A 21,815-nucleotide genomic window follows, 5' to 3' on the forward strand; every position below is an offset into this window, starting at 1 on the left:
CGTGTCCGGCCATACCGATGGCGTACAAAGTCCCACCGCCCGGTTGCCCCACCCTTTCGCACCCCCCCTAGACTGAACCTCCAGCACAGGTGGCTTAAACGCTCGAAAGGCGCCCCCGTGTCCATCGGCAACTCCCCTGAAGACGAGCGTCCGTTCGAAGCCGACCCTGAGGAAGCCCGAACGTCCATCGGTCGTGCCCTCCAGCAGGCGCGTATCGCGGCCGGGCTCACCGTCGACGACGTCAGCAACGCCACCCGGGTCCGCATCGCCATCGTCCACGCCATCGAGGCGGACGACTTCGCCCCCTGTGGCGGTGATGTGTACGCCCGAGGCCACATCAGGACCCTGGCCAAGGCCGTCCGTCTGGACCCCGCTCCGCTCCTGGAGCAGTTCGCCGCCGCGCACGGCGGCGGGCGGCCCGCCCCGACCCCGGCGGCTCCGCTCTTCGAGGCGGAACGCATCCGCCCCGAGCGGCGCGGACCCAACTGGACCGCGGCCATGGTCGCCGCGATCGTCGCCGTGATCGGCTTCGTCGGCTTCACCGCCTTCAAGGGCGGCGACGACGGCACGGCCCAGGTCGCCGACGGCACCACGCCCGCCACCAGCAAGGCGGCCTCGCCCACGCCGAAGTCCGACAAGACCCCCAAGGACACGACGCCCGCGCCGTCCGACAGCGCCATCGCGGCCGCGCCGCAGGACAAGGTGACCGTGCAGGTCAGCGCGGCCGACGGCAAGAGCTGGATCTCCGCCAAGGACCACAACGGCCGGCTGCTGTTCGACGGCCTGCTCCAGCAGGGCGACAGCAAGACCTTCCAGGACAGCGAGAAGATCAACCTCGTCCTCGGCGACGCCGGGGCCATCCAGCTGTACGTCAACGGCAAGAAGATCGAGGACGACTGGCAGGCCGGGGCCGTGGAGCGCCTGACCTACACCAAGGGCGACCCGCAGGTCGGCTAGGCACTTTGTTCGGTTCCATCGCGAAGGGGTTGGTCAAGATCGGCCAACCCCTTCGACGTGGGCTGTCAGTGGGACGAAGTAGTCTTGAGCCCATGCCTGAACGCCGTACCGTCGCACTCGTCACTCTTGGCTGCGCCCGTAACGAGGTGGACTCGGAGGAGCTCGCAGGCCGCTTGGAGGCGGACGGCTGGGAGCTCGTGGAAGACGCCGAGAACGCCGACGTCGCAGTCGTCAACACCTGTGGCTTCGTGGAAGCCGCCAAGAAGGACTCCGTCGACGCCCTCCTGGAGGCCAACGACCTCAAGGGGCACGGCAGAACCCAGGCCGTCGTGGCGGTGGGCTGCATGGCCGAGCGGTACGGCAAGGACCTCGCCGAGGCCCTCCCCGAGGCCGACGGCGTCCTCGGCTTCGACGACTACGCCGACATCTCCGACCGCCTCCAGACCATCCTCAACGGCGGCATCCACGCCGCGCACACCCCGCGCGACCGGCGCAAGCTGCTGCCGATCAGCCCGGCCGAGCGCCAGGAGTCGGCGGCCGAGGTGGCGCTGCCCGGGCACGGCCCCGTGGACCTTCCGGAGGGGCTCGCACCGTCCTCCGGCCCCCGCGCGCCCCTGCGCCGCCGTCTGGACGGCTCCCCGGTCGCCTCGGTGAAGCTCGCCTCCGGCTGCGACCGGCGCTGCTCGTTCTGCGCCATCCCGTCCTTCCGCGGCTCCTTCATCTCGCGGCGGCCCAGCGACGTGCTGAACGAGACGCGCTGGCTGGCCGAGCAGGGCGTCAAGGAGGTCATGCTGGTCTCCGAGAACAACACGTCCTACGGCAAGGACCTGGGCGACATCCGTCTGCTGGAGTCCCTGCTGCCCGAGCTCGCCGAGGTCGACGGCATCGAGCGGGTCCGGGTCAGCTACCTCCAGCCGGCCGAGATGCGGCCCGGTCTGATCGACGTGCTGACCTCCACGCCCAAGGTCGTGCCCTACTTCGACCTGTCCTTCCAGCACTCCGCCCCCGGTGTGCTGCGCGCGATGCGCCGCTTCGGCGACACCGACCGCTTCCTGGAGCTCCTCGACACCATCCGCGGCAAGGCCCCCGAGGCCGGCGTGCGCTCCAACTTCATCGTGGGCTTCCCCGGTGAGAGCGAGGGCGACCTCGCCGAGCTGGAGCGCTTCCTGAACGGCGCGCGCCTGGACGCCATCGGTGTCTTCGGGTACTCCGACGAGGAGGGCACCGAGGCGGCGACGTACGAGAACAAGCTGGACGAGGACGTCGTCGCCGAGCGGCTCGCCCACATCTCCCGGCTCGCCGAGGAACTCGTCTCGCAGCGCGCCGAGGAGCGCGTGGGTGAGACGGTCCACGTGCTGGTGGAGTCGGTCGATGAGGAGGAGGGTGTGTACGGCCGCGGTGCGCACCAGGCGCCGGAGACCGACGGCCAGGTGCTGCTCACGAGCGGCGAAGGCCTGAGCGTGGGTCGTATGGTCGAGGCGAAGGTGGTCGGTACGGAGGGTGTCGACCTGGTGGCCGAGCCGCTCCAGGGCACGCTCGCGTGTAGTGAGGAGGCGGCCAGATGACCGGAGTACCGGCGTCCGCCGCGGGTGGCCCCTCCGCCGCGAAGGGCGGGGCGGCGAGCGGGGTCTCGGGCGCGGTGCCCGAGGTCCCGGTCAACGCGGTCTCCGGTACGACGGCCGAGGCGCTGTCGGGCGCGGCGGCGGACGCGCTCTCCGGTACGACGGCGCCTGCGGCCTCCGGTGCGGCGGGCGACCCGGCCTCCGGTGTGGCAGCGGACGCGGCCTCCGGTGTGGCGGTGGACTCGGAGTCGGGGGCGCGGGCCCCGCGCGGTGGGAAGATCGCGGCCGCCGCGGTCAACCAGGCGAGCGTCTGGAACATCGCCAACCTGCTGACCATGCTCCGGCTCGTCCTCGTGCCCGGCTTCGTCGCGCTGATGCTGGCCGACGGCGGGCACGACCCGGCGTGGCGCTCGCTCGCCTGGGCGGCCTTCTCGATCGCCATGATCACCGACCTGTTCGACGGGCACCTGGCGCGCACCTACAACCTCGTCACGGACTTCGGGAAGATCGCCGATCCCATCGCCGACAAGGCGATCATGGGAGCGGCGCTGATCTGTCTCTCCGGGCTCGGCGACCTGCCCTGGTGGGTGACCATCGTCATCCTCGGCCGGGAACTCGGGATCACCCTGCTGCGTTTCCTCGTCATCCGGTACGGCGTGATCCCGGCGAGCCGCGGCGGCAAGCTCAAGACCCTCAGCCAGGGGATCGCCGTAGGGATGTACATCCTGGCGCTGACGGGATGGCTGGCGACCGCGAGGTTCTGGGTGATGGCTGTGGCGGTCCTGCTGACCGTCGCGACCGGGCTGGACTATGTGAGACAGGCCATTGTGCTGCGCAGGCAGGGAATCGCCGAGCGCAAGGCGGCGTTGGAGGAGACGGAAGCGTGAGTTCCCCGGCCGCCCACGTGGTGCGACTACTGACGGTGAACGGCGGTACGCTCGCCGTCGCCGAGTCGCTCACCGGCGGACTGGTTGCGGCGGAAATCACATCGGTCCCCGGGGCGTCCAAGGTCTTCCGGGGTTCGGTGACCGCCTACGCCACCGAGCTGAAGCATCAGCTGCTGGGGGTCGACGCCACCCTGCTGGCCCAGCGTGGTGCCGTGGATCCGCAGGTCGCGGCCCAGATGGCGGCCGGAGTGCGCAAGGCGCTCGGTGCCGACTGGGGCATCGCGACGACCGGAGTGGCGGGCCCCGAGCCGCAGGACGGCAAACCCGTCGGGACGGTCTTCGTGGCCGTCGACGGACCCTTCGCGGGGTCTTCGGGAGCCGCCGGTGGCGGGAAAGTGACCGCACTGCGGTTGAACGGCGACCGTGCGGAAATTCGTATGGAGAGTGTACGGAGCGTACTCGCACTGCTCCTGGAAGAGCTTACGAGCGAACAGACCGGGAATGAGCGGGCACAGGATACGGAACGGAACGGGGGGTTTTGATGTTTGCAGCCCTGAGTGAACACGACATCGCTCCCCGCACGGCCGCGGCGCAAGGCGGTACGGTGGGGCGTGAAGGATGCGGCTACGCGGTCCGAGGAGGGAGCCACCGATGATTCTGCTCCGTCGCCTGCTGGGTGACGTGCTGCGTCGGCAGCGCCAACGCCAGGGCCGTACTCTGCGCGAAGTCTCCTCCTCCGCCCGAGTCTCACTCGGCTATCTCTCCGAGGTGGAGCGGGGGCAGAAGGAGGCTTCCTCCGAACTGCTCGCCGCGATCTGCGTCGCGCTGGACGTACGGATGTCCGAGCTCATGCGGGAAGTGAGCGACGAGCTCGCCCTCGCCGAACTGGCCCAGTCTGCTGCTGCCACCCCCAGCGAACCGGTACCGACACCGGTCCGCCCGATGCTTGGTTCCGTCTCGGTGGCCGGTGTGCCGCCGGAGCGGGTCACCATCAAGGCGCCCGCCGAGGCGGTGGACGTCGTCGCGGCGTGACCGTCACGCCGGTACGCGCCTGAACGACCGGCGCGTCGAGGAAGTGTGCGAGGCCCCGGACGGGTTTCTCCAGCTGGTCTGGAGAGGCGCCGGTCGGGGTTTTCGTGCATCTTGGAGCGACGGCCGGGCGAGTGACGGCCCGGGCTGGAGGTGGCTGCATGGCGGGGCCGACCGTGCGCCGAGGGGTGCTTCTCGGGTTCGGGGTGCTGTGGTGGTGGGCGGTCGCGCGACTGGTGTTGGCGCGGGACGCGGGGCTGCTGGAGGCCTCCGTCGCGGCCGGCGGCTGGGGGCTGAGCGTGCTGCCGGTGCACTGTGTGCCCAAGGCGCGGGCCGCGGGAGCGGTGGCGGCCGGGCGGTGGCGTCAGGCCTGGCAGGCGGGGTCGGCCGGGCCGAGGGGTGCGTCTACCACGGCATCGCCACCCCGCCGTTCGGACGCAGGATCTGACCCGTCATGAAGGACGAGGCGTCCGAGGCCAGATAGAGCACGGCCTGCGCGATGTCCTCCGGTTCCCCGACCCGGCCCAGGGGCGACAGCCGGGACATGAACGCCTCGGTGTGCGCCTGTGCCTCGCGGTCGTGTCGGTCGGTCATGGGGGTGCGGATCCAGCCCGGCGCGACCGCGTTGACCCGGATGCCGTGGGGGCCCATCTCGGTGGCGAGCGTCTTCGTGAGCTGGACGACGGCGGCCTTGGCGGCGCCGTAGCAGAGCAGGCCGGGGCCGCCGGTGTCCACGGCGCCCGAGGCCATGGTGACGATGCTGCCCTTCGTCCCGCGGTCGAGCATCAGCCGGGCCGCCTCCTGGCAGGCGTGCAGCACTCCCTTGAAGTTGACGTCCAGGACGCGGTCGAGGTCCTCGTCCTTGGTCTCCAGGACCGGGCTGCTGTGCATGATCCCGGCGACCGCGGCGAGGACGTCCAGGCGCTCGCAGTCGGCGACGGCGCGATGGAGCCGGTCGCGGTCGGTGACGTCCAGGGGGTGGGTGTGCGCGGTGCCGCCTGCGCCTTTGATCAGGGTCGCCGTCTCGTGCAGGCCCGTCTCGTCGCGGTCGGCGCAGTGCACGGTGGCGCCCGCCTCGGCGAGCAGGACGGCCGTGGCGCGGCCGATGCCGCTCGCGGCGCCGGTGACAAACGCGGTGCGTCCGGTGAGGTCGTACGCGCTGACGGCCATGGAGGGACGGTACGAGGGTTTCTGACGGGTCGTCAATTGGTCGTACGGCGTGACGTTCCCGGGGGTGTACGGCCGGGGGTTCCCTGAGGTGTGCGGCGGGACGGTGACCCTGTCGGGGCGGGGCCGGTCTGGCAGGTCGGGCACCAGTACGTGGGGCGTTCGCGGGAGCCGTCGCCCTGGTCGGCAGCGCGGACGGGGGTGCCGCAGCGCAGACAGGGGCGGGGAGCGCGGCCGTAGACGAAGAGGTCCTGTCCTCGGCGTCCTGTCGTGCTGCGGACCGGGCGGTCGCGGTTGGCCTCCAGGAGCTTCTTCGCGAGGGCGGGGAGGTGGGCGGCGCGGTCGGCGGGGAGGGCGCCCACGGGGAGCCAGGGGGTGGCGCCGATCAGGAAGCACAGCTCACTCTTGTAGATGTTGCCGATGCCGGCGAGGTTGCGCTGGTCCAGGAGGGCCTCGCCGAGGGGGCGGGCGGGGTCCTGGAGGAGGTTCTCGCGTGCCTTCTCCGGGTTCCAGTCGGGGCCCAGGAGGTCGGGGCCTAGGTGTCCGACTGCTTTTTGTTCGTCCGTCGTGCGGAGGAGTTCCAGGACGGGGAGGCGGTAGCCGACCGCCGTGTTCTCCTCGTTGCCGAGGATCGCGCGGATCTGGTGGGTGGGGCCGCCGGTCCAGCGCTGGTCGTTCGCGTAGATCCTCCAGGAGCCGTCCATACGGAGGTGGGAGTGGAGGGTCAGGCCGCCTTCGAAGCGGGCGAGCAGGTGTTTGCCTCGGGGGGTGACGTCCAGGACCGTGCGGCCGGTGAGGTCGGCGGTGGCGTACCGGGGCACTCTCAGGTCGGCGCGGGTGAGGGGTTTACCGGTGAGGGCGTTGTGCAGGCGTTTCGCGGATTGCCAGACCGTGTCTCCTTCGGGCATGGGTCCAGGGTGGCATGGGGACAGGTTGCGGGTGCGCGTCCGTTGTGGCTGGTCCCGCAGTTCCCCGCGCCCCTGGAGGTGGGTTGGTGTGGGCCGGTGCTATGCGCGGAGCCTCAAACCTCGTGGGGTGGCGATGAAGCCTGCGCTTTCCAGGAGGGTGCCGATGGGGGCTGTCAGGGCTGGGGTGCCGTTGATGCGTTCTACCGTCACTGTGCCCAGGGAGCCTGCCTTGGCGGCTGTGGCCAGGGCCTCGGCCGCTGTCTGGAGGCGGGGGGCGTCTGGGCTGTCGGACCAGGCCAACAGGGTTTTGCCGCCTCGTTCCATGTAGAGGGTCAGTTCGCCGTCCACCAGGACTACCAGGGAGCCTGCCTTGCGGCCCGGTTTGTGGCCGGCCTCGGTGGGTGGGTCGGGCCAGGGGAGGGCCGCGCCGTAGGCGTTCGCGGGGTCGGCGGCGGCGAGGACGACGGCTCGGGAGGCGTCGGCGGGGGGCGTGCGGCGGCCGCTCTGCCAGTGCTGGGGGATGGGCTGTCGGGGGTGGTCCTGGGGGGAGACGTACTCGTCGCGGGAGCCGGGGCGGGGTGTCGGGTGATCGAGGTCCGGGGTGGTCTCGGGAGTGTCGAAGGCCCGGGTCCAGTCCCACTCGTCGGTCGTCGAGGGCTCCTGCGTGAGGCTCGGGGCCGCGGGGAACCCCCAGTCCGCGGTCTCGTTGCCCGGCAGGGACTCGCCACGGTCGCGGGCGTTGGAGACCGCGCGGAGGCGGTCCACCGCGCCGTCCATGGCGAACTGGGCGGCGCCGAGGCCCTCCACGACGTAGCCGCGGCGGGCCTGGCCGCTCTCCTCGAAGACGGACAGGATGCGGTACGTCGCCGAGAAGCCGCCCTCGACCCCCTCCGCCGCGACGGCGCCCCGGGTGACGACACCGTGCCGGTCGAGGAGGGTGCGGGCCAGGGCGTGGGCGCGCACGGTCGGGTCGGCCTCGCGCTGCGGGAGCAGGGACCAGCGGCCGGCGACGGTGGGCGGGCCGGTGCGGGAGGCGGGGCGGGCGGCGGCCGTCAGGGAGCCGTAGCGGCCGCGCGGGACCGTGCGCTTGGCGCGGTGGGCCGTGGAACCCGCGGTACGGCCGGAGCCGAGCAGGGCGCGCAGGGGGGCGAGGGTGTCGTTGGTGAGCCGGCCGGACCAGGCCAGGTCCCATACGGCGTCGGCCAGTTGGGGGTCGGTGGCGTCGGGGTGGGTGGTGGCGCGGACCTGGTCGGCGATCTGGCGGAAGAACAGGCCGTAGCCGCCGGTGAGGGCGTCCAGGACCGACTGGTGGAGTGCCGTCAGCTCCAGGGGGTGCGGCGGGGGCAGGAGCAGCGGGGCCGCGTCGGCCAGGTACAGGGAGACCCAGCCGTCCTTGCCCGGCAGGGCGCCCGCGCCAGCCCACACGATCTCGCCGGCGGCCGTCAGCTCGTCCAGCTGGGCCGGGTTGTACTGCGCGAGCCGGGACGGCAGGACGAGCTTCTCCAGGGCGGAGGCGGGGACCGACGCGCCCTGCAACTGCTCGACGGCGCGCACCAGTCCGTCGACGCCCCGCAGGGAGTGGCCCTTGCCGATGTGCTGCCACTGGGGGAGGAACTGGGCGAGGGCCTGTGGCGGCACCGGTTCGAGTTCGTGGCGCAGGGCCGCCAGGGAACGGCGGCGCAGGCGTCGTAGGACCGCCGCGTCGCACCACTCCTGGCCGATGCCCGCCGGGTGGAACTCGCCCTGGACGACACGGCCGCTCGCGGCGAGGCGCTGGAGCGCGCCCTCGGTGACCGCGACGCCCAGGCCGAAGCGGGCCGCCGCGGTGGCCGAGGTGAACGGGCCGTGGGTGCGGGCGTGACGCGCGAGGAGGTCGCCGAGCGGGTCCTTGACCGGCTCCGTGAAGGCCTCCGGGACGCCGACCGGCAGGGCGGTGCCGAGGGCGTCGCGCAGGCGGCCCGCGTCCTCGATCGCCGCCCAGTGGTCGGCGCCGGCGATCCGGACCTTGATGGCGCGGCGGGCTCCGGCGAGGTCCCGCGCCCAGTGCGGTTCGGCGCCCCGCTCCGCCAACTCGGCGTCGGTGAGCGGGCCGAGGAGGCGCAGGAGGTCGGCGACGCCTTCGGCGTCCTTGACGCGGCGGTCCTCGGTGAGCCACTGGAGCTCACGCTCCAGCTCGGTGAGGACCGCCGCGTCGAGGAGTTCGCGCAGCTCCGCCTGGCCGAGCAGCTCGGCCAGCAGCCGGGAGTCGAGGGAGAGCGCGGCCGCGCGGCGCTCGGCCAGGGGCGAGTCGCCCTCGTAGAGGAACTGGGCGACGTAGCCGAAGAGGAGGGAGCGTGCGAAGGGGGAGGGCTCGGGGGTGGTGACCTCGACGAGGCGTACCTTGCGGGACTCCAGGTCGCCCATCAGCTCGACGAGGCCGGGGACGTCGAAGACGTCCTGGAGGCATTCGCGGACGGCCTCCAGGACGATCGGGAAGGAGCCGAACTCGCTGGCCACCTGGAGCAGTTGGGAGGCGCGCTGGCGCTGCTGCCAGAGCGGGGTGCGCTTGCCGGGGTTGCGCCGCGGCAGCAGGAGCGCGCGGGCGGCGCACTCGCGGAAGCGGGCGGCGAACAGGGCCGAGCCGCCGACCTGGTCGGTGACGATCTGGTCGACCTCGCCCTTGTCGAAGACGACGTCCGCGGCTCCCACGGGGGCCTGCTCGCTGTCGTACTCCGTGCCGAGCTTCGCCGGCTCCTGGTCCAGCAGGTCCAGGCTCATCAGGTCGGCGTCGGGCAGCCGTAGGACGAGGCCGTCGTCGGCGTGCATGACCTGGGCGTCCATGCCGTAGCGCTCGGAGAGCTTGGCGCCGAGGGCGAGTGCCCAGGGGGCGTGGACCTGGGCGCCGAAGGGGGAGTGGACGACGACCCGCCAGTCGCCCAGCTCGTCGCGGAAGCGCTCCACGACGATGGTGCGGTCGTCCGGGACATGGCCGCAGGCCTCGCGCTGCTCGTCCAGGTAGGAGAGGACGTTGTCGGCCGCCCAGGCGTCCAGGCCCGCGGCGAGGAGGCGGAGGCGGGCGTCGTCCTTGGGCAGCGAGCCGACCTCGCGGAGGAACGCGCCCACCGCGCGGCCCAGTTCCAGCGGGCGGCCCAGCTGGTCGCCCTTCCAGAACGGGAGGCGGCCGGGGACGCCGGGGGCCGGGGAGACCAGGACGCGGTCGCGGGTGATGTCCTCGATGCGCCAGGAGCTGGTGCCGAGCGTGAAGACGTCCCCCACGCGCGACTCGTAGACCATCTCCTCGTCCAGCTCGCCGACCCGTCCGCCGCCCTTCTTGGGGTCGGCGCCGGCGAGGAAGACGCCGAAGAGGCCGCGGTCGGGGATGGTGCCGCCGGAGGTGACCGCGAGGCGCTGGGCGCCGGGGCGGCCGGTGATCGTGCCGGCGACGCGGTCCCAGACCACGCGCGGGCGCAGCTCGGCGAAGGCGTCGGAGGGGTAGCGGCCGGCGAGCATGTCGAGGACCGCGGTGAACGCGGACTCGGGGAGGGCGGCGAAGGGGGCCGCCCTGCGGACCGTGGCCAGGAGGTCGTCGAACTGCCAGGTGTCCAGGGCCGTCATCGCGACGAGCTGCTGGGCCAGGACGTCCAGCGGGTTCGCTGGAACCCTCAGGGACTCGATGGAGCCGGTGCGCATGCGCTCGGTGACGACCGCGGCCTGGACCAGGTCGCCGCGGTACTTCGGGAAGACGACGCCGGTGGAGACCGCGCCGACCTGGTGACCCGCGCGGCCGACGCGTTGCAGGCCGGAGGCGACCGAAGGGGGTGATTCGACCTGGACCACCAGGTCCACCGCGCCCATGTCGATGCCGAGTTCGAGGCTGGAGGTGGCTACGACGGCGGGGAGGCGGCCCGCCTTGAGGTCCTCCTCCACGAGGGCTCGCTGCTCCTTGGAGACCGAGCCGTGGTGGGCCCTGGCGATGACCGGGGGTGCGCCCTGGGCCGCGCCCGAGCCGCCCATGAGTTCCGCCGGGGCGTGGTGTTCCTCCAGGGGATCGCCGGTCGCCCGTTCGTAGGCGATCTCGTTGAGGCGGTTGCAGAGGCGCTCCGCGAGGCGGCGGGAGTTGGCGAAGACGATCGTGGAGCGGTGGGACTGGACGAGGTCGGTGATCCGCTCCTCGACATGCGGCCAGATGGAGGGACGCTCGGCGCCTTCTGCGCCGTCCGCCACCGGGGAGCCGCCGAGTTCGCCGAGGTCCTCCACCGGGACCACCACCGAGAGGTCGAACTCCTTGCCGGACTTCGGCTGGACGATCTCGACCTTGCGCCGGGGGGAGAGGTAGCGGGCGATCTCGTCCACGGGGCGGACGGTCGCGGAGAGGCCGATGCGGCGGGCCGGCCTCGGGAGGAGCTCGTCCAGGCGCTCCAGGGTGAGGGCGAGGTGGGCGCCGCGCTTGGTACCGGCGACCGCGTGGACCTCGTCGAGGATGACCGTCTCGATGCCGGTCAGGGCGTCCCGGGTCGCCGACGTCAGCATCAGGAACAGGGACTCCGGGGTGGTGATCAGGATGTCCGGGGGGCGGGTGGCGAGGGCGCGGCGCTCTGCCGGTGGGGTGTCGCCGGAGCGGATGCCGACCTTGACCTCCGGTTCGGGGAGGCCGAGGCGGACGGATTCCTGGCGGATGCCGGTGAGGGGGCTGCGGAGGTTGCGCTCCACGTCCACGGCGAGGGCCTTGAGGGGGGAGACGTACAGGACCCGGCAGCGCTTCTTGGGGTCGGCGGGTGGGGGTGTGGAGGTCAGCTGGTCCAGGGCGGCGAGGAAGGCGGCGAGGGTCTTGCCGGAGCCGGTGGGGGCGACGACGAGGACGTCCGAGCCTTCGCCGATGGCCTGCCACGCGCCTGCCTGGGCGGTCGTGGGCGCGTCGAAGGCGCCCGTGAACCAGCCGCGGGTGGCGGGGGAGAAACCGCGCAGGGCGCGGTGTGCGTCGCTGACCATGGGTCCATCCTGCACCTCGGCACTGACAACGGGTCGCCTCCCGTGGCGCGACCGGCCACGACGGCCCCGCAGTCGCCCGGTGACCGGTCCCGGCAGCACACTGGGCGCATGGTCCACTCCAGCGAACGCGCCCGGCACTGGAGGTATGCCGAGTTGCCGGGGGTCGATCTGCTGCGCGCCCGGTATGTGCGCAAGACCTTCGTGCGGCACACGCATGAGCACTTCGTGATCGCGGCCATCGCCGACGGAGTGGAGGTCTTTCATCATCGGGGGGCCGATCAGTACGCGGGGGCCGGTGCGCTCGCGCTGGTCAATCCGGACACGGCGCACACCGGGCGGGCCGGGGTGCCCGAGGGGTGGCGGTACGGGGCCGTCTATCCGTCCGCCGAGGTTGTCGCCGAGATCGCCGCGGAGACCACCTCACTGCGGGGGACCCCCGGGTTCGTGCGGCCGGTGCTCGATGATCCCTATGCCGTGGGGCTGGTGCACGAGGTGTTGCGGGCCACGGAGGAGGGGAACGCGTTGGCCGCCGACACGCTGTTGCGGGTCGCCGTGACGCGGTTGCTGCGGTTGAACGGGGGCCTGCTGCCGCAGCGGGACGTGCGGACCGCGGGCGCGCGAGTCGCCGCACGCGCGCGTGCCGTGCTGGAGGAGCGGATGGTCGAGCCGCCGACCCTGGAGCGGCTGGCCGCCGATCTGGGGACCAGTCCGTTCGCGTTGCTGCGGGCCTTCCGGGACGCCTATGGGATGCCGCCGCACGCCTGGCTCACGGACGCGCGGGTGCGGCGGGCCCTGCGGCTGCTCGATACGGGGGCTTCTCCGGCCGCCGTGGCCGTCGAGGTGGGGTTCACGGACCAGCCGCATCTGAACCGGCACTTCACACGGATCGTGGGGGTGCCGCCGGGGGCCTATCAGCGGGAGCGCAAGAACGTACAAGACCTGGCGGGACGGCTTTGCCTACCGTCCGGGGCGTGAGAGAGCAGACAGTGCACGCGAGTACCGATGCCGACGGTGGAGGCAAGCCGGACGCCGCCGTCGTACGGGACGCCCTCGGAGTCGGGGTGGCCGTCGGACTGTCCGGGTTCGCCTTCGGGGTGACCTCGGCCGGGAGTGGGCTCACGGTCCTGCAGACCTGTGCGCTCAGCCTTCTGGTGTTCACCGGCGCGTCCCAGTTCGCGCTCGTGGGGGCGCTCGCGGCCGGGGGGAACCCGCTCACCGCGGCGGCCGGGGCGTTCTTCCTGGGCGTGCGGAACGCGTTCTACGCGCTGCGGTTGTCGCAGCTGCTCGCTCTTCCGCGCGTGCTGCGGCCCTTCGCGGCCCAGTGGGTGATCGACGAGACGTCCGCGGTCACGCTGGCGCAGCCGACGCGGCGCAGCGCGCGGATCGGGTTCGGGGTGACCGGGCTGAGCCTGTACCTCCTGTGGAACCTGACCACTCTGCTGGGCGCCCTCGGGGCCGACGCGATCGGGGACACGCGCGCGTGGGGGCTCGACGCGGCCGGGCCCGCCGTGTTTCTGGCGTTGCTCGCGCCGATGCTCAGGACCGGTACCGAGCGGGCTGTGGCCGGGCTCGCGGTGCTCCTCGGGCTCGGGCTGCTGCCCGTGCTGCCCGCGGGGGTGCCGGTGCTGGCGGCCGCGCTCGCGGCGCCGGTCGTCCTGTGGGCGCGGGGGCTGCGTACGAAGGAGGGGCGATGAACACCTGGATCGCCATCGGCGTCACCGCGCTCGGCTGTTACGCCGTCAAACTCGCCGGGCTGCTCGTGCCCGCGGGCGTTCTCGACCGGCCGCTCGTCAGGCGGCTGGCCGCCCTGCTGCCCGTGGCCCTGCTGGCCGCGCTCACGGCGCAGCAGACCTTCGCCGACGGGCCGACGCTGGTGCTGGACGCGCGGGCCGCGGGGCTTGCGGCGGCGGCCGTGGCGTTGCTCCTGCGTGCTCCCTTTCTGGTGGTCGTCGGTGCCGCGGTGGTCGTGACGGCGGGTGCGCGCGCCATGGGGGCGTGAAGGGGCGTACAAGGGCGTGAGGGGCGGACAATAGGGCTCAGCCGACTGTGCGGCCGTAGGACCTCAGGGTGCGCAGGGCCTCGATCGTCACCATGGGGCGTGCCTCCAGGGCGGTGGCAGGGGACCATTGGTGCCACCGCACGGGCCAGCCGCCGTCCTCCTGCTGCTCGGCCGCCAGGAAGTCCAGGGAGCGGCCCAGTTCGTCGTCCGTGAACCACGCGCGCGCGAGCGAGTCCGCGGTGCGCGCGAAGTCGTACGGGAAGTGGTGCTCGGCCGGGGCGTAGCCGGGGGAGACGGGGAACTGCTCGGGGTGCGCCGGGTCCAGGACCGCGAAGCGGCGCTCGCGCACCAGGCGGCCCAGACGGTCGGCGGCCGCCTCCGCGCGCGGGCGGTCCGGAGCGGAGTCCAGGAAGGCGACGGCCGCCTGGATCTCGTACGGATGGGAGTCCTCCAGGGACTCCACCGCCTGCCAGCAGAAGTCAGTGGCCCGGAACAGCCAGGCGTGCCACACCTCGTTGCCGTGCAGCAGCCCCACCACCGGGCCGGTGGCCAGAAGCTCGCTCGGCGGGTTGTCCAGGACCGGCAGGAACGGCGCCGTCGGATAGCCGCGCTGGGCGGGAGTGACCGCCGGCAGCGCGCCGTCCGGTGTGGAGGCGGAGGTGAGGTACCGGCACACGCGCTCCACGCGCTGCCCGCCACAGCGTCCGACGGCGTCCAGGACCCGCAGCGCGTGCGCGGTGTGCAGCGGCTGGCTGACCGGGCCGCGCAGATCGGGCTCCAGGGCGTGGCCGTAGCCGCCGTCCGCGTTGCGGTAGGCGTCCAGGGCCGTCTCCACCGGGTCGGGGTCGCCGTTCAGGAAGTGGTACGCGAACAGACGCTGTTCCAGCACGCGCGCGGTGAGCCAGACGAAGTGCTCGGCGCGGAAGAGCGGGGAGTGCGCCGGGGGCGTCTGGGGGAGTGGGGAAGCTCCTGTTTCGGGCATGCGTCAGACCGTAGGACGGAAAGCGGTCTCGGCAAGCGGTCCCGGGCGAGGCCCACCCTCAGGGGCGGGATACTGGGGTCATGCGGTTGACGGTCTTCTGGCAGCGGATGGCGGAACACTTCGGTCCGGGGTACGCCGACACCTTCGCGCGCGATCACGTGATGACGGAGCTGGGCGGGCGCACCGTGCACGAGGCGCTGGACGCGGGCTGGGACGCCAAGGACGTGTGGCGGGTTGTCTGCTCTGTCATGAACGTCCCCGGCGAGAGGCACTGATCGGTCACAAGATCGCAGCACGGCGGTCGATTGTCAGTCGCGTGGGCGAGACTTGCACCGTGGCACCCACTGACGAGTCCGGGCAGGCAGCCCAGCACCCCTCCCCGTTCGGTACGACACCGCCCGCCGGGCCCCCGGCCGACGGTGCGGGCCAGAACGCCCGCATGCCGCGCTGGCTGCCGCGCGCCATGGTGCTCGCGCTCGCCCTCATCGCCGTGTTCCAGCTCGGCAGTTGGGCCTTCCACCAGCTCATCGGGCTGCTGATCAACATCCTCATCGCGTTCTTCCTGGCCCTCGCCATCGAACCCGCGGTGAGCAAGATGGCCGCGCGGGGCATGCGCAGGGGGCTCGCCACCTTCCTGGTCTTCTTCGCGGTGCTGATCGCCGCCGCGGGCTTCGTCACGCTGCTCGGGTCGATGCTGGCGGGCCAGATCATCAAGATCGTGGAGGATTTCCCGCAGTACCTCGACTCCGTCATCGCCTGGGTCAACGGACACTTCCACACCGATCTGAAGCGGGTGGACGTCCAGGAGGGGCTGCTCCGCTCCGACTGGCTGCGCAACTACGTGCAGAACAGCGCCACCGGCGTCCTGGACGTCTCCGCGCAGGTCCTCGGCGGGCTCTTCCAGCTGCTGACCATCGCGCTGTTCTCGTTCTACTTCGCGGCCGACGGCCCCCGGCTGCGCCGCGCGCTCTGCTCGGTCCTGCCGCCCGCCCGGCAGGCCGAGGTGCTGCGCGCGTGGGAGATCGCCGTCGACAAGACCGGTGGCTACATCTACTCGCGCGGCCTGATGGCGCTGGTCTCCGGCGTCGCGCACTACGTCCTGCTCCAGGCCCTGGAGGTGCCGTACGCGCCCGTGCTCGCCGTGTGGGTGGGCCTGGTCTCGCAGTTCATCCCGACCATTGGTACCTATCTCGCGGGCGCCCTGCCCATGCTGATCGCCTTCACCGTCGATCCCTGGTACGCGCTGTGGGTGCTGGTCTTCGTCGTGATCTACCAGCAGTTCGAGAACTACATGCTGCAGCCCAAGCTGACCGCCAAGACCGTCGACATCCATCCCGCGGTCGCCTTCGGCTCGGTCATCGCGGGCACGGCCCTGCTGGGCGCGGTCGGCGCGCTGATCGCCATCCCGGCGGTCGCCACGCTCCAGGCGTTCCTGGGGGCGTACGTGAAGCGGTACGACGTCACGGACGATCCCCGTGTCCATGGGCACCGGGAGCGGGGGCAGGGGCCTTCGCTGGTCGCACGCGTGCGTGCGCTGTGGGAGCGGAGACCGGGGTCGGGGGGTACCGACGATCGGGGTTCCGGGAGCTCCGGGCCCTCTGGGGGCAAGGCTTCCGGTCAGTAGGTGAGTGTGGCCCACACGGCGGTTGCGAGTACGGCGGTCGCGTAAAGCCCGGTCGCCGTCCACAGGATCCGCCGTCGTACCGGCTCGCTCCAGGGTGTGCGGGACAGCAGCCAGGCCAGTGCGGGCAGGACCAGGACGGCGTGCAGGCTCACCCCGTGCAGCGGCTTGAGCGGGGCGGTCGAGTGGTAGGCCGCCTCCTGGTGGCCGGTACGGGTGAGCACCACACCGCGCGCGATCATCGCGGCGCCCGAAGCGAGCGCGACGAGCAGGATCGCGAACCCCGAGCGCACCGCGAGGGCCATTCCCGCGGGGCCCGTGGGCCGGTGTCGGAACGACGCGACGGCGAACAGGGTCAGCACCGCCACGAGGACACCGCCGCCCACCGCGAGCGTCATGGACACCGCCGTGTCGAAGGGCGTCTCCATGTCGAGGTGCGAGGGCACCCCGCGCCACGCCTGGAGCGTGATGCCGGCGACCTCCACGACACAGTCGGCGGCGAGGACGGCGAGCAGCGCGGTGCGCGGACGTGGGGCGAGGCGCAGATACGACGTGACCCAGGTGATCGCGACGAGCGTCAGCCCGAAGGAGAGTCCGAACGTCACCGGCTTGCGCCAGGAGACGGGACCCTCCCAGGGCCCGCCGTCGACGGCGAACACCCCCAGGTGGACGAGACCGGAGAGGAACAGGAGGACGCCGGTCGCGTGGCAGAGGCGTTCGGCGGTGGACAGATGGGATGGGAGGGCGTACGGGGGCGATGAGGGGCTCTGGATCTCGTGCACGGAGGGCGGGGGCGGGGTCATCAGAGACGGGCTGTCCGGTTGCGGAAGGTGGCCATGGCCCCGGCGGCCGTCAGTACGACGAGGGCTGCCAGTTGGGTGAGGGTCGTGGCGACGAGGCCGGCGTTCCCCGACGAGAGGTGGTCGGCGGTGTTCGGGGTCAGGATCGCGCCGACGCCGATGAACAGGCCGACGGCGAGGGCGAGTCCGGTCGTCCAGCGGTTCGTGCGCCACAGCAGCAGGCCCGCCGCCACGAGCGGGATGACGAGGCCGGGCGGCACGGTCGGATAGTCCGCACCGGCGGCGATCTGCCCGCCGATGGACGCGGCCAGCAGGAGCAGCGCGGCCAGGGTCGCGGTGACGGCGGCCGGGCGTGCCGTCGCCGTCCGCCGGGACGCGGGGCCGGGGGCCACAGGGGGCTCAGGGCTGTCAGGGGTCTCTTGGAAGGTGCTCGGCTCGGTGTCCATGGGTCCAGAGTCGCGAGGACGACCCGTCCGGTCGTCGTCTTGGTGAAGACACCTGGAATACGTCGGGGGAAGTAGCCCCGGTGCCGCGTGGTGCGCTTGACACGAAAATCGAACATCCATTCTTATGGAGGCTCCGGCGGCAGTGAACGCGGGTGTTTCGACGGGATTTGGGTCGAGAGATCCCCGGGTTATCCACAGGCTGGACGGGCGTCGGGGCGCATTGTCAGTGGCAGGCGTTAGCGTCTTTGACGTGAAGCGATCGACTCAAGCAAATCGGGTGGAACCCATGGCAGGAACCGACCGCGAGAAGGCCCTGGATGCCGCACTCGCACAGATTGAACGGCAATTCGGCAAGGGCGCGGTCATGCGCATGGGCGAGCGGTCGAAGGAGCCCATCGAGGTCATCCCGACCGGGTCGACCGCGCTCGACGTCGCCCTCGGTGTCGGCGGCCTCCCGCGCGGCCGTGTCGTCGAGGTCTACGGCCCGGAGTCCTCCGGCAAGACGACCCTGACCCTGCACGCGGTGGCCAACGCCCAGAAGGCCGGCGGACAGGTCGCCTTCGTGGACGCGGAGCACGCCCTCGACCCCGAGTACGCCAAGAAGCTCGGCGTCGACATCGACAACCTCATCCTGTCCCAGCCGGACAACGGCGAGCAGGCCCTGGAGATCGTGGACATGCTGGTCCGCTCCGGCGCCCTCGACCTCATCGTCATCGACTCCGTCGCCGCGCTCGTGCCGCGCGCGGAGATCGAGGGCGAGATGGGCGACAGCCACGTCGGTCTGCAGGCCCGCCTCATGAGCCAGGCGCTGCGGAAGATCACGAGCGCGCTCAACCAGTCCAAGACCACCGCCATTTTCATCAACCAGCTCCGCGAGAAGATCGGCGTGATGTTCGGCTCCCCCGAGACCACGACCGGTGGCCGGGCGCTGAAGTTCTACGCCTCGGTGCGTCTGGACATCCGTCGCATCGAGACCCTGAAGGACGGCACGGACGCGGTCGGCAACCGCACCCGCGTCAAGGTCGTCAAGAACAAGGTCGCGCCGCCCTTCAAGCAGGCCGAGTTCGACATCCTCTACGGCCAGGGCATCAGCCGCGAGGGCGGCCTGATCGACATGGGCGTGGAGAACGGCTTCGTCCGCAAGGCCGGCGCCTGGTACACGTACGAGGGCGACCAGCTCGGCCAGGGCAAGGAGAACGCGCGCAACTTCCTGAAGGACAACCCCGACCTGGCCAACGAGATCGAGAAGAAGATCAAGGAGAAGCTGGGCGTGGGTGTGCGGCCCGAGGAGCCGACCGCCGAGCCGGGGGCGGACGCCGCGGGTCCCGCCGTAGCGGCGGACGACGCCGCGAAGGTGCCGGCTCCGGCGGCCGCGAAGGCGACGAAGGCCAAGGCCCCGGCCGCCAAGAGCTGATCCCCTGTGACACGGCGGACCGACTGGGCCGAGTACGAGGACGCTCCGCGAGGGCGGGGCGGCAAGGGCGACGGGGGTTCTGCCGGGCCGGGCGGCGACGAGTACGGGGACGGTACGGGGCACGGGGCGGACGGGGGACACGGCCGCTCGGTGTCGTACGGCTCGGGCCGGTCCTCCGGCGACGGGTCCTTCGGTGACGGCTCGTCGGGGGGCGGGCTGTCCGGGGGCGGTGCGGACGCGGGCTTCGGCCGTGCGCTGAGGTACGGCGACGGTCGGCCCTACGTCATCGGTCGCCCCGACGGTCACGCATCGCACGGCGGTGAGTCGAGCGGTGAGGGATCGTCTCGGGGCGGCGACGGGGCGGGCGGTGACGGCCCGTCATACGGCGGGGGTGAGGCGTACGGTGACGGTCCTTCGTACGGCGGTGCCGAGGCGTCCGGTGACGGTTCTTTGCGCGGTGGTGCCGGGGCGGCGCGTGGTTTCGGGGCGGCCGGGCGTGGCTCGCGCCGCGGTGATGGCGGTGCCCCTGGCACGGGCGGTCCCCGGGGGCGTCGGCAGCGTCGCCGTGGCTTCGGGGAGTCGCCCGGTGAGGACGGAGAGGCCCCTGCCTCGTCGAGGGCCGAGAAGGGGGAGGCTCCGGCGGACCCGGTCGAGCGGGCGCGGGCGATCTGTCTGCGCCTGCTGACCGGGACCCCGCGGACGCGGAAGCAGCTCGCGGACGCCCTGCGCAAGCGGGAGATCCCGGACGACGCCGCGGAGGAGGTGCTGTCGCGGTTCGAGGAGGTCGGGCTGATCAACGACAGCGCGTTCGCGGAGGCTTGGGTGGAGTCCCGGCACCACGGGCGGGGGCTGGCCCGGCGGGCGCTTGCGCGCGAGCTGCGGACCAAGGGGGTGGACTCCACGCTCATCGACGCGGCCGTCTCGCAGCTCGACTCCGAGCAGGAGGAGGTGACCGCGCGCGAACTCGTCGACCGCAAACTCCGGTCCACCCGCGGCCTCGACCGCGACAAGCGCCTGCGCCGCCTCGCCGGGATGCTCGCCCGCAAGGGCTACCCCGAGGGGATGGCCCTGCGGGTGGTCCGGCGGGCGTTGGAGGAGGAGGGCGAGGATACGGAGTTCTTGGACGACGGGGGGGACTGAGCGGGGCGGCGGCGAGGACGGGGCGGGGAGGGGAGGGGGAGGGCCGGGTGGTACCGGCGCGGGGGAGGTGGGCGGGGCGGTGGCGGTAGCGGCACGGGAGGTTACTTTGCCCAGCCGCTCAGCCGCTCAGCCGCTCAGCCGCTCAGCCGCTCAGCCGCTCAGCCGCTCAGCCGCTCAGCCGCTCAGCCGCTCAGCCGCTCAGCCGCCGGGGTACGGGCGTCGGGCCGCGTTCCGGAAGCCTGGATGGGGGGCAAACCACGGCGCGGGTACCGCAGTCGGTGACGCGGGCCGGTGCTCGGGCGGCGCCCCCGCGGGCCGGGGTGATTGGTGCGGATGTCCCGGTGACACGCCGTGAATAGCTCTGGCGGCGGGATATCCGCACCAATCACCGCCGTCGGCGAGCGGCCCTGAGCTCAGCCGTGCAGGGCCTCGTGCCCGATGTGCGTGCCGGTGGGGCGACCGCCCGTCGGCCCGCCCGGATCCCCTACTGCCAGTCCTCCGGGCGCTCCACATGCTCCAAGCGGAGGATCTGGCCCGTGCGGCTGTAGCGGCGGATCTGGGGGAGGGGTGGGTAGTAGGCGTGGACGGAGATCGCGTGGGTGTCGGGGGACTCGTTGAGGACCTCGTGGACGTGGTGGCGGCCGAAGGCGCGGCCCTGGGTTGCCGGGAGCCGGCGTTCGCGGTCCACTCCGTCCTCCAGTTCCAGGGTTTTCCAACCCGTCGCGGGGAGTCGGGCGGCGAGGGAGTTCTCCTTCAGCTCGCCGGACGCCGTGATGAACGCGCCTACCGATTCGGCGTGGTCGTGCCAGCCGGTGCCCGTGCCGGGCGGCCAGCCGATCAGCCAGGCCTCGCTGCCGCCGGGGCCCTCCAGGCGTACCCAGGTGCGGCCCTCGGGGTCGAGGGGGAGCGAGGCGATGAGTTCGGCGTCGGCGGCGGTGCGGCGGACGAAGTCGAGGAGGTCGGCCTGGGTGGGCGGTGCCGCGGGAGCGGAGGACGCGGCGGATGCGGAGGACGTGGTGGCGGAAGGTGCGGCGGGCGAGACAGACACGGATACCGTCCTGAGGAGAGCCTGGCGAGAGTTCGCGGGAGCGCGCGGCGGCACAAGAGCGGGGCGCGCGGGGAAAGAGGGATGCGAATTCAGCAGGACTCACGACACACGCAGCCCGCGTAGCGGACCAGGTCCACATGGACCCTCCGCCACAGGCGCGCACAGGTGTCGGTCACGATCGGGAGTACACCACGACCGGGGAGAACGGTCAACTCACCGTCACCATGTGGACGCACAGTGACGGTGAGCACGTCAACGGGGAGCTTCCCCCGCCGGCTTTACTGCGGTTCAACCGCCGACTTCCCCGCCGTTCAGCGAGACCCCGCGCTCGCCTCCGCCTTCGCCTCCGGGCCGCCCAGTACCGTCTCCGCCGCCGAGTACAGGTCCGCCGGGCGGACTCCGGCGAGTGCCGTGACGAGGTGGCCGTCGGGTCGTACGAGAAGGACCGTGTGCGGGGCCGCGCCCGGGTACTCCTCGGCGACCAGCAGCTCGGCGGGGTGCGGCAGCGCGGTCACCGCCGCCGCGAGGCGGGGCATGATCCCGGCGGTCACCCAGTGCTTGCGCTCCCACACACCCGTGCCCGGGGCGATCAGGACGACCAACAGGGCGCCTCGGCCGAGGCGTTCGCGCAGTCGTACGAAGGAGCCGTCCTCCGCGGTGACCCGTACATCGGCGACCGCCGCGCCCGGCGGGGTGTCGACGGGGACCTCTCCTTCGAGGTACCGGGGCGCGAGCGGGGAGTCGGCGTACGCCCCCGGCGCGCCGAGCGGGCCGCGCATCAGGTGACCGCCCGTGTGCAGCGTCCCCCTCCAGGAGTGGATCGGCACCGGCAAGAGCTACTGGCAGCGGTACGGGAAGGAGCGGTGGCCGTCGTGCCCGCGCTGCCC

General features: G+C 72.4%; 21 protein-coding genes and 1 pseudogene. 13 read left to right on the forward strand and 9 right to left on the reverse strand.

Annotated features, from left to right (window positions below):
- Positions 1 to 117 precede the first annotated feature (117 nt).
- The 6 genes from ABZ896_RS34285 (at position 118) to ABZ896_RS34310 (ending at position 4,893) form a co-directional block, all read left to right on the forward strand.
- Positions 118 to 957 carry a RodZ domain-containing protein gene (locus ABZ896_RS34285; RefSeq protein ID WP_360937587.1) on the forward strand — a complete coding sequence of 280 codons (840 nt, stop codon included), beginning with the start codon at positions 118 to 120 and terminating at the stop codon, positions 955 to 957.
- Between the two features lie 92 nt (positions 958 to 1,049).
- A complete protein-coding gene (gene rimO, locus ABZ896_RS34290) occupies positions 1,050 to 2,522 on the forward strand; it encodes a 30S ribosomal protein S12 methylthiotransferase RimO (RefSeq protein WP_360937590.1) in 1,473 nt (490 codons plus the stop codon).
- Positions 2,519 to 3,406: a CDP-diacylglycerol--glycerol-3-phosphate 3-phosphatidyltransferase gene (gene pgsA / locus ABZ896_RS34295; RefSeq protein ID WP_360937593.1), complete on the forward strand. Its 888-nt coding sequence runs from the start codon at positions 2,519 to 2,521 to the stop codon at positions 3,404 to 3,406. The genes rimO and pgsA overlap by 4 nt, the downstream gene beginning before the upstream one ends.
- Positions 3,403 to 3,948: a CinA family protein gene (locus ABZ896_RS34300; protein WP_360937596.1), complete on the forward strand. Its 546-nt coding sequence runs from the start codon at positions 3,403 to 3,405 to the stop codon at positions 3,946 to 3,948. The genes pgsA and ABZ896_RS34300 overlap by 4 nt, the downstream gene beginning before the upstream one ends.
- 109 nt (positions 3,949 to 4,057) lie before the next feature.
- Positions 4,058 to 4,438, forward strand: coding sequence for a helix-turn-helix transcriptional regulator (locus tag ABZ896_RS34305; RefSeq protein WP_360937599.1), 381 nt, complete (start codon positions 4,058 to 4,060; stop codon positions 4,436 to 4,438).
- Positions 4,439 to 4,596: 158 nt separating this feature from the next.
- Positions 4,597 to 4,893 carry a hypothetical protein gene (locus tag ABZ896_RS34310; RefSeq protein WP_360937602.1) on the forward strand — a complete coding sequence of 99 codons (297 nt, stop codon included), beginning with the start codon at positions 4,597 to 4,599 and terminating at the stop codon, positions 4,891 to 4,893.
- Here ABZ896_RS34310 and ABZ896_RS34315 read toward each other — a convergent pair.
- The 3 genes from ABZ896_RS34315 to ABZ896_RS34325 all read right to left on the reverse strand — a co-directional run bounded on the left by ABZ896_RS34315 (position 4,841) and on the right by ABZ896_RS34325 (position 11,478).
- A complete protein-coding gene (locus ABZ896_RS34315) occupies positions 4,841 to 5,605 on the reverse strand; it encodes an SDR family NAD(P)-dependent oxidoreductase (protein WP_360937605.1) in 765 nt (254 codons plus the stop codon). The two genes, ABZ896_RS34310 and ABZ896_RS34315, sit on opposite strands and share 53 nt — an antisense overlap.
- Before the next feature lie 32 nt (positions 5,606 to 5,637).
- Positions 5,638 to 6,510, reverse strand: coding sequence for a DNA-formamidopyrimidine glycosylase family protein (locus tag ABZ896_RS34320; RefSeq protein WP_360937608.1), 873 nt, complete (start codon positions 6,508 to 6,510; stop codon positions 5,638 to 5,640).
- 99 nt (positions 6,511 to 6,609) lie between these two features.
- On the reverse strand, positions 6,610 to 11,478 hold the full coding sequence (locus ABZ896_RS34325) for an ATP-dependent helicase (RefSeq protein ID WP_360937611.1): 4,869 nt from the start codon (positions 11,476 to 11,478) through the stop codon (positions 6,610 to 6,612).
- A gap of 108 nt (positions 11,479 to 11,586) precedes the next feature.
- Here ABZ896_RS34325 and ABZ896_RS34330 point away from each other — a divergent pair, with 108 nt between their 5' ends.
- Genes ABZ896_RS34330 through ABZ896_RS34340 form a run of 3 tightly spaced genes read left to right on the forward strand, consistent with a single transcriptional unit; the run spans position 11,587 to position 13,477 of the window.
- On the forward strand, positions 11,587 to 12,453 hold the full coding sequence (locus ABZ896_RS34330; RefSeq protein ID WP_360937614.1) for an AraC family transcriptional regulator: 867 nt from the start codon (positions 11,587 to 11,589) through the stop codon (positions 12,451 to 12,453).
- Positions 12,450 to 13,172, forward strand: coding sequence for an AzlC family ABC transporter permease (locus ABZ896_RS34335; RefSeq protein ID WP_360937617.1), 723 nt, complete (start codon positions 12,450 to 12,452; stop codon positions 13,170 to 13,172). The genes ABZ896_RS34330 and ABZ896_RS34335 overlap by 4 nt, the downstream gene beginning before the upstream one ends.
- Positions 13,169 to 13,477, forward strand: coding sequence for an AzlD domain-containing protein (locus ABZ896_RS34340; protein WP_360937620.1), 309 nt, complete (start codon positions 13,169 to 13,171; stop codon positions 13,475 to 13,477). Before ABZ896_RS34335 ends, ABZ896_RS34340 begins: the two co-directional genes overlap by 4 nt.
- A 37-nt stretch (positions 13,478 to 13,514) precedes the next feature.
- Here ABZ896_RS34340 and ABZ896_RS34345 read toward each other — a convergent pair whose 3' ends face one another.
- Positions 13,515 to 14,459, reverse strand: coding sequence for a hypothetical protein (locus ABZ896_RS34345; RefSeq protein WP_360937623.1), 945 nt, complete (start codon positions 14,457 to 14,459; stop codon positions 13,515 to 13,517).
- An 80-nt stretch (positions 14,460 to 14,539) separates the two neighbouring features.
- Between ABZ896_RS34345 and ABZ896_RS34350 the strand changes: the two genes are divergently transcribed.
- Positions 14,540 to 14,734, forward strand: a complete 195-nt coding sequence (locus tag ABZ896_RS34350) for a DUF3046 domain-containing protein (RefSeq protein WP_351669671.1) — start codon at positions 14,540 to 14,542, stop codon at positions 14,732 to 14,734.
- Positions 14,735 to 14,793: 59 nt separating this feature from the next.
- The gene (locus tag ABZ896_RS34355; RefSeq protein ID WP_360937626.1) at positions 14,794 to 16,083 is read left to right on the forward strand and encodes an AI-2E family transporter; all 1,290 of its coding nucleotides are present in this window, start codon (positions 14,794 to 14,796) and stop codon (positions 16,081 to 16,083) included.
- Here the strand turns inward: ABZ896_RS34355 and ABZ896_RS34360 are convergent.
- Positions 16,077 to 16,883, reverse strand: coding sequence for a hypothetical protein (locus ABZ896_RS34360; RefSeq protein WP_360937629.1), 807 nt, complete (start codon positions 16,881 to 16,883; stop codon positions 16,077 to 16,079). The two genes, ABZ896_RS34355 and ABZ896_RS34360, sit on opposite strands and share 7 nt — an antisense overlap.
- The gene (locus ABZ896_RS34365; RefSeq protein ID WP_360937632.1) at positions 16,883 to 17,326 is read right to left on the reverse strand and encodes a hypothetical protein; all 444 of its coding nucleotides are present in this window, start codon (positions 17,324 to 17,326) and stop codon (positions 16,883 to 16,885) included. Before ABZ896_RS34365 ends, ABZ896_RS34360 begins: the two co-directional genes overlap by 1 nt.
- 286 nt (positions 17,327 to 17,612) lie before the next feature.
- Here ABZ896_RS34365 and recA point away from each other — a divergent pair, with 286 nt between their 5' ends.
- Both recA and recX read left to right on the forward strand, forming a co-directional pair.
- The gene (gene recA, locus ABZ896_RS34370) at positions 17,613 to 18,740 is read left to right on the forward strand and encodes a recombinase RecA (protein ID WP_360937635.1); all 1,128 of its coding nucleotides are present in this window, start codon (positions 17,613 to 17,615) and stop codon (positions 18,738 to 18,740) included.
- A 255-nt stretch (positions 18,741 to 18,995) separates the two neighbouring features.
- Positions 18,996 to 19,880: a recombination regulator RecX gene (gene recX, locus ABZ896_RS34375; RefSeq protein ID WP_360937648.1), complete on the forward strand. Its 885-nt coding sequence runs from the start codon at positions 18,996 to 18,998 to the stop codon at positions 19,878 to 19,880.
- Between the two features lie 484 nt (positions 19,881 to 20,364).
- On the opposite strand, the gene ABZ896_RS34380 is transcribed toward recX, so the two are convergent.
- The 3 genes and pseudogenes from ABZ896_RS34380 to ABZ896_RS34390 form a co-directional block, all read right to left on the reverse strand.
- A complete protein-coding gene (locus tag ABZ896_RS34380) occupies positions 20,365 to 20,928 on the reverse strand; it encodes a cysteine dioxygenase (RefSeq protein ID WP_360937638.1) in 564 nt (187 codons plus the stop codon).
- Positions 20,929 to 21,017: 89 nt separating this feature from the next.
- Positions 21,018 to 21,179 carry a putative leader peptide gene (locus ABZ896_RS34385; protein WP_360937642.1) on the reverse strand — a complete coding sequence of 54 codons (162 nt, stop codon included), beginning with the start codon at positions 21,177 to 21,179 and terminating at the stop codon, positions 21,018 to 21,020.
- A gap of 60 nt (positions 21,180 to 21,239) precedes the next feature.
- Positions 21,240 to 21,728, reverse strand: a pseudogene (locus ABZ896_RS34390) (monooxygenase); the annotation flags it as partial.
- Between the last annotated feature and the right edge of the window lie 87 nt (positions 21,729 to 21,815).

The organism is Streptomyces sp. NPDC047072 (genome assembly GCF_040643855.1).
Lineage (GTDB): Bacteria > Actinomycetota > Actinomycetes > Streptomycetales > Streptomycetaceae > Streptomyces.